The 5,693-nt window shown below is 73.2% G+C and carries 5 protein-coding genes and 1 pseudogene; 3 read left to right on the forward strand and 3 right to left on the reverse strand.

Annotated elements, in window-relative coordinates:
• Window positions 1-279: pseudogene (locus E4099_RS28155) on the reverse strand (SAM-dependent methyltransferase); the annotation flags it as partial.
• 110 nt (window positions 280-389) lie between these two features.
• Between E4099_RS28155 and E4099_RS28160 the strand changes: the two are divergent.
• Window positions 390-1,589 carry a sensor histidine kinase gene (locus E4099_RS28160; RefSeq protein ID WP_135341947.1) on the forward strand — a complete coding sequence of 400 codons (1,200 nt, stop codon included), beginning with the start codon at window positions 390-392 and terminating at the stop codon, window positions 1,587-1,589.
• 325 nt (window positions 1,590-1,914) lie between these two features.
• Window positions 1,915-2,598 (forward strand): response regulator transcription factor, encoded by a 684-nt coding sequence (locus tag E4099_RS28165; RefSeq protein ID WP_135341948.1) that lies wholly within the window; start codon window positions 1,915-1,917, stop codon window positions 2,596-2,598.
• A gap of 77 nt (window positions 2,599-2,675) precedes the next feature.
• Here the strand turns inward: E4099_RS28165 and E4099_RS28170 are convergent, their stop codons facing one another.
• Window positions 2,676-2,990 (reverse strand): ArsR/SmtB family transcription factor, encoded by a 315-nt coding sequence (locus E4099_RS28170; protein ID WP_135341949.1) that lies wholly within the window; start codon window positions 2,988-2,990, stop codon window positions 2,676-2,678.
• A 157-nt stretch (window positions 2,991-3,147) separates the two neighbouring features.
• Here E4099_RS28170 and E4099_RS28175 point away from each other — a divergent pair, with 157 nt between their 5' ends.
• Window positions 3,148-4,128 (forward strand): quinone oxidoreductase family protein, encoded by a 981-nt coding sequence (locus E4099_RS28175; RefSeq protein WP_135341950.1) that lies wholly within the window; start codon window positions 3,148-3,150, stop codon window positions 4,126-4,128.
• A 267-nt stretch (window positions 4,129-4,395) separates the two neighbouring features.
• Here E4099_RS28175 and E4099_RS28180 read toward each other — a convergent pair whose 3' ends face one another.
• Window positions 4,396-5,532: a DUF5937 family protein gene (locus E4099_RS28180; RefSeq protein ID WP_135341951.1), complete on the reverse strand. Its 1,137-nt coding sequence runs from the start codon at window positions 5,530-5,532 to the stop codon at window positions 4,396-4,398.
• Between the last annotated feature and the right edge of the window lie 161 nt (window positions 5,533-5,693).

Here is a 5,693-nt window from a genome sequence, read left to right on the forward strand (position 1 = left end):
CGACCGGTCCGCGCGGTCCAGGGCGGCGAGGACGCCGGTCAGCAGCTCCCCGCGGCCCGCCCCGATGTCCACCAGAGCCAGCTCGGCGGGCCGCCCCAGGGCCGTGTCCACCCGGCGCAGCAGCTCGGCCACCGCCTCCGCATACCGCGCCGAGGCATGCACCGAAGTGCGGAAGTGCCCGGCCGGGCCCTCGGGCCGCCGGAAGAAGCCGCCGGGTCCGTACAGGGCCTGCTCGGTGGCCGTTCGCCAGCCGATCCACCCCGACCGTTTGTTCGCCATTCCCCAACGCTAAGCGCACTCCGCCTCCACCTTGGGGAGTAGGCCCAGCGCTCATGGATCGACCCTCCGGTTGACCCGGCGAAGCCCCTGCCATGCCTACGCTGGGTTACGTGCAGCGCCTCTACGATTTTCTCCGCAGACACCCGACGTGGGTGGACGGCTCCTGGGCCGTCCTTCTGCTGGGCCTGGGTGCGCTGTATATCGCGGACGCAACGAGTCTGCCGAGCCACGCGCGGATCCCGGCCGTACCGATCGTGCTGGCCCTGTGCGCGGTGGTCACGCTGCGCCGTCGGGCGCCCGAGAAGATGCTGCTGCTGGCGATCGCCTGCGGGGTGGCCCAGCTGATCGCCGACGTGGGGATCAATCCGGCCGACTTCGCGATGCTGGTGATCATCTACACCTGCGCCGCCACCGGCGCCCGGTGGGCCTCCCGGCTGGGGCTGGTGGGCGGCCTGCTGGCGGCCTCCATCGCGACCGTCCGCTGGCCCCAGGACAACGCCACCAGCTGGGAACACACCGTGAGCATCGCGTTCGGCACGGTGCCGTTCGCGCTCGCCTGGGTGCTCGGCGACTCGATACGGACCCGCCGCGCCTACTACGCCCAGCTGGAGGAGCGTGCCGCGCGGTTGGAGAAGGAGCGTGAGGAGCGCGCCAAGATGGCGGTCGCCGCCGAGCGCGCCCGAATAGCCCGCGAGCTGCACGATGTGGTCGCGCACAACGTCTCGGTGATGGTGGTGCAGGCGGACGGTGCCGCGTATGTGATGGACGCTGCGCCGGACCAGACCCGGCTGGCGCTGGAGACGATCTCCGGGACCGGCCGCCAGGCGCTCGCCGAGATGCGCCGGCTGCTGGGCGTCCTGCGCACCGGGGAGCCGGCCGGGGACAGCGACTATGTGCCGCAGCCGGACGTGGAGCAGATAGACGACCTGGTCGAGCAGGTGCGCGGCGCCGGACTGCCGGTGGACTTCAAGGTCGAGGGCAGCCCGCGCCCGCTGCCGAGCGGCCTGGAGCTGACCGCGTACCGCATCGTCCAGGAGGCCCTGACCAACACCCGCAAGCACGGCGGGCCCAACGCGGGGGCCAGCGTGCGGCTCACCTACTTCGACGATGGCCTGGGGCTGCTGGTGGAGGACGACGGCCGGGGCTCCGATTCCCAGCTGTACACGGACGGTGGATCGGACGGCCAGGGTCAGGGGCTGATCGGCATGCGGGAGCGGGTCGGCATGGTCGGCGGCACCCTGGACGCCGGACCCCGGCCCGGCGGCGGATTCCGGATCAGTGTGCTGCTGCCGGTGAAACCGGGCGGCTGAACGGGGCCGCTCCGGCGAACGGCCCTGGCGGGGGAGATGGGCTCCGGCCTGGCAAAGCCGGACGGGCTCGCCGCTGGGAGGCCCGCCGGAGCCCGGCCCTGGCGGTTCGCATGGGCGCCGGTCCTGGCAGGGCACGGCCGGATCCCGGCCGGCCCGGCGGGCCGGACGGGCTCCCGGCGAGGGCAGGTCCGTCGGAGCCCGGCCCGCAGGACAGGCGGATCCGGCTTGGCGGAGCTGCCTGTGCGGGCAGCGGTGCCCTGTCTGGTGGGAAGCTCCGGTCCAGCAGAAACGACGATCCAACCGAGTAACGAGAAGGAAGTTCCGTATGGCGATCCGCGTGATGCTCGTCGACGACCAGGCGCTGCTGCGCACCGGGTTCCGCATGGTGCTGGCGGCCCAGCCCGACATGGAGGTCGTCGCCGAGGCCGGGGATGGCGCGGAGGCACTGGAGGTGCTGCGCACCACCGAGGTGGACGTGGTGCTGATGGACGTCCGGATGCCCCGGCTGGACGGGGTGGAGGCGACCCGCCGCATCTGCCGGCAGGTGGGAGCGCCCAAGGTGCTCATCCTGACCACCTTCGACCTGGACGAGTACGCCTTCTCCGCGCTCAAGGCGGGCGCCGGCGGCTTCATGCTCAAGGACGTGCCGCCGGGTGAGCTGCTGGCCGCGATACGCGCCGTGCACAGCGGGGACGCGGTGGTGGCGCCCAGCACCACGCGCCGGCTGCTGGACCGCTTCGCCCCGATGCTGCCCACCTCCGGCTCGGCGAGCAGTGGTGGCTCCACGGCCGTGCTGGAGCGGCTGACCGGGCGCGAGCGCGAGGTGATGATGCTGGTCGCCCAGGGTCTGTCGAACGGTGAGATCGCGGGGCGGCTGGTGCTCTCGGAGGCCACCGTGAAGACCCATGTCGGGCGGATCCTGACCAAGCTGGGGCTGCGCGACCGGGTGCAGGTGGTGGTGCTCGCGTACGAGACGGGGCTGGTCCGGGCCGGCGGCGGAGGCATCTGACAGGCGCGTACCCCTCGCGGGGGACGGGGGCCGGCCCGGCGGTGGCACGAGGCGCGGGGGAGTGCGGCCCGGAGGGCTCACTCCTCGCGGAGGACCAGAGCCAGCAGCCCGGGGAAGCGGTGCTCGAACTCCTCGCGGCGCAGCCGGTTGACCCGCTTGGCACCGATGTCGCGCTGCTCGACGAGCCCGGCGGCACGCAGCACCGCGAAGTGGTGGCTGAGCGCCGCCTTGCCCACCGGCACGTCGAAGGTGCCACAGGAGCGGGACCATTCCTCGCTGGTGGACAGCTCCCGCACGATGCTCAGCCGGACCGGGTCGGCCAGTGCGGCGAGCGCGGTCTCGACCGGGACGTCGTCGGGGTGGGTGTGCTCTGGCGCGGTGCGATGGCTCATGGGGTCGCTCTCTCGTTTCTCCTGGTGCGCCGCTCGCCGGGCGCGTCCGTGCGGCGCGGCATCTTCCCGCGCGGGCCGGTGATTGCCAAGTGTTCGATCTACTTCGTACACTCATGGTGTTCGCTTTTCATTGAACACTCTGGCGAGGGGGTCTGTCATGCGTGCGATCGTGATGGAAGAGTTCGGCGGTCCCGAGGTACTGCGGGTAGCCGAGGTGCCGGTACCGGAGCCCGGACCCGGCGAGGTGACCATCGATGTGGCCTACGCGGGCGTCAACTTCGCCGACATCAAGGCGCGCGCTGTCGGCTATCAGGTGCCCGGACTGCCCTTCACCCCCGGCCTGGACCTCTCCGGCCGGATCAGGGCCGTCGGGGAGGGGGTGACCGGCCTGCGCCCCGGCCAACTGGTGGCCGCGTTCACCGATGGCGGCGGGTACGCCGAGGTGGTGGCCGTGCCCGCCGCCACTGTCTTTCCGCTCGTCGAGGGCATCTCGCTGCGCACCGCCGCCACCCTGCCCACCGTGCTGCCCACCGCGCACGCCCTGCTGCACGAGGTGGGACGGCTGGCCGAGGGCGAGACCGTACTGGTGCAGGGCGCGGCCGGCGGGGTGGGCACCGTACTCGGCCAACTGGCCCGGCTGGCCGGTGCCGGCGCGGTGTACGGCGTGGCGTCCAGCCGGGCCAAGGCCGAGGTCGCGCTGGGCTTCGGCTACGACCAGGTGTTCATCGGCGAGGACTTCCCGGAGCAGGTCCGGAACGCCACCCAGGGCCGGGGCGTGGACCTGGCCCTCGACCCGGTCGGCGGCCAGACCCTGCGCGGCGGCCTGGCCTCCCTGGCCCGCTTCGGCCGGCTGATCTCCTACGGCAACGCCTCCGGCGAGGCCCCCTGGCAGGTCGGACAGGCGGAGCTCTACCCCGGCACCCTCACCGTCTCCGGCTTCTCCGTGCTGGCCCTGGCCCGGTCCGCGCCCGAAGCGCTGGCGGAGATCGCGGAACGGGCGTTCCGTACGGTCGCGGAGGGGAAGGTGGTCCTGCCGGTCACCGCGGAGTTCCCGCTCGACGAGGCCGCCGAGGCACACCGCGCGGTGGAATCCCGCACCACCACGGGCAAGCTGCTGCTCCGTGTCGCGGGTGAGTGACGGCGGATACCCCCCGCCGCACGTCCCCGCTGCCGCGCCCCGGACGCCGTGCGTCTGACGCGGCACGCCCTGGCACTGCGGCCCCGGACCAGCACACCCGACGCCGTGGCCCCAGGCGCCGCGCCCACGACGCCGCAGGCCCTGACGCCGCACGCCCGACGCCGTCTGACGCCGCACGCCCGACGCCGCAGGCCCTGACGCCGCACGCCCGACGCCGTCTGACGCCGCACGCCTGACGCAGCGCTCCCGACACCGCACGCCGCAGGCCTAGCGCAGCACCCCTTCCAGGAAGTCGCTGCCCAGCCGGGCCACCGCCGTCAGGTCCAGCTGGTGCAGCACATACCGGCCGCGGCGCCGGGTGGTGACCAGCCCCGCCTTCTTCAGGAAGGCCAGGTGCCGGGACGCCTCGGGCGCGCTGATGCCGCACTCGGCCGCCAGCTCGCCGGTGGTGAACGCCGCGCGCCCCACGCTCCGGCAGATCCGCATCCGCATCGGATGGGCCAGCGCCTCCATCCGCAGCCGGACCAGCTCCAGCGACGGGGGCCCGGCGAGCTCCGTGGCGGCCAGCGGATAGTGGATCACCGGCCGCCAGCCGGGTGCGTGCAGCACCATCAGGTGCGGCCAGCCGAGGGTGGACGGTACGAGGGTGAGGCCCGGCCCGATCGCCGGGTCCACCGCCGTCGTACGGCCGCTGCTCAACTTGTCCACGACGATGCGGACCGGGCCGCCGGCGCCGGGGTACTCGCCCTCCAGCGAGAGCGCCGGCGACACCTCGGCCAGGGCCTCACGCAGGCCCTTGCGGCGCAGCAGCTCCGCCTTGTGCCGGGCGTCCGCCGCCAGCTGCACCTGTACCCGCTGCCACACATCGGCGAAGAACGCCTGCTCGCAGTCCTCGAACAGGCGGCGTATCCAGGCCCGCACCCCCGGCGGGTCGGCCAGCAGCCGGTGGGCGAACTCCGTCTGCCGCGGCCCGCGCGCGGTGGCCCGCTCCAGGGCCTGTTCCCGCGCCACCGCGTCCACCAGCGGTGAGGGGCCGCCCCGGCTGTAGATGGAGGAGCAGGAGATCTCCAGCGCCGCGGCCACGAAGAGCTCGTCGTCGAGCTGGTCGAGCAGGTCCAGATCCTCGGCGAGCGTGGCTCCGGGGTGTCCCTGGGCGTGCGGGAGCGCCGCGAACGGCATCGAGATGTCGGAGAACGCCGGGCTCCACAGGAAATCCGCCTCGTGCAACCGGTCCGCGAGGTCCTGTTTGAGCGCGGCGGTGGTCGAACTGGTCCAGCCGTGCAGCCCCGGATGGTGGCCCGGCTGGGCCAGCGCGTGCAGGGCAAAGCTCAGCTCCGCGAGGGGCGAGGGGCTGAAGACGATGCGCTCGGGCGGCAGCCCGGTGATCTCGATGACCGTGGACATGCGTCTATCGTGCCTGGCCGGGCGGGTGGCGGGCCTTCGATTGACCAGGACCGTCAAATGATGCGGGGGGTCGCGCCGGGGCGTCGCACGGTGGCGGTATGTCGATCACTCAGCAGTACCTCGTGGATGTGTACCGGGCCACCCAGCACGGGGCCCCCACC

The organism is Streptomyces palmae (genome assembly GCF_004684805.1).
GTDB classification, from domain to species: Bacteria; Actinomycetota; Actinomycetes; order Streptomycetales; family Streptomycetaceae; genus Streptomyces; species Streptomyces palmae.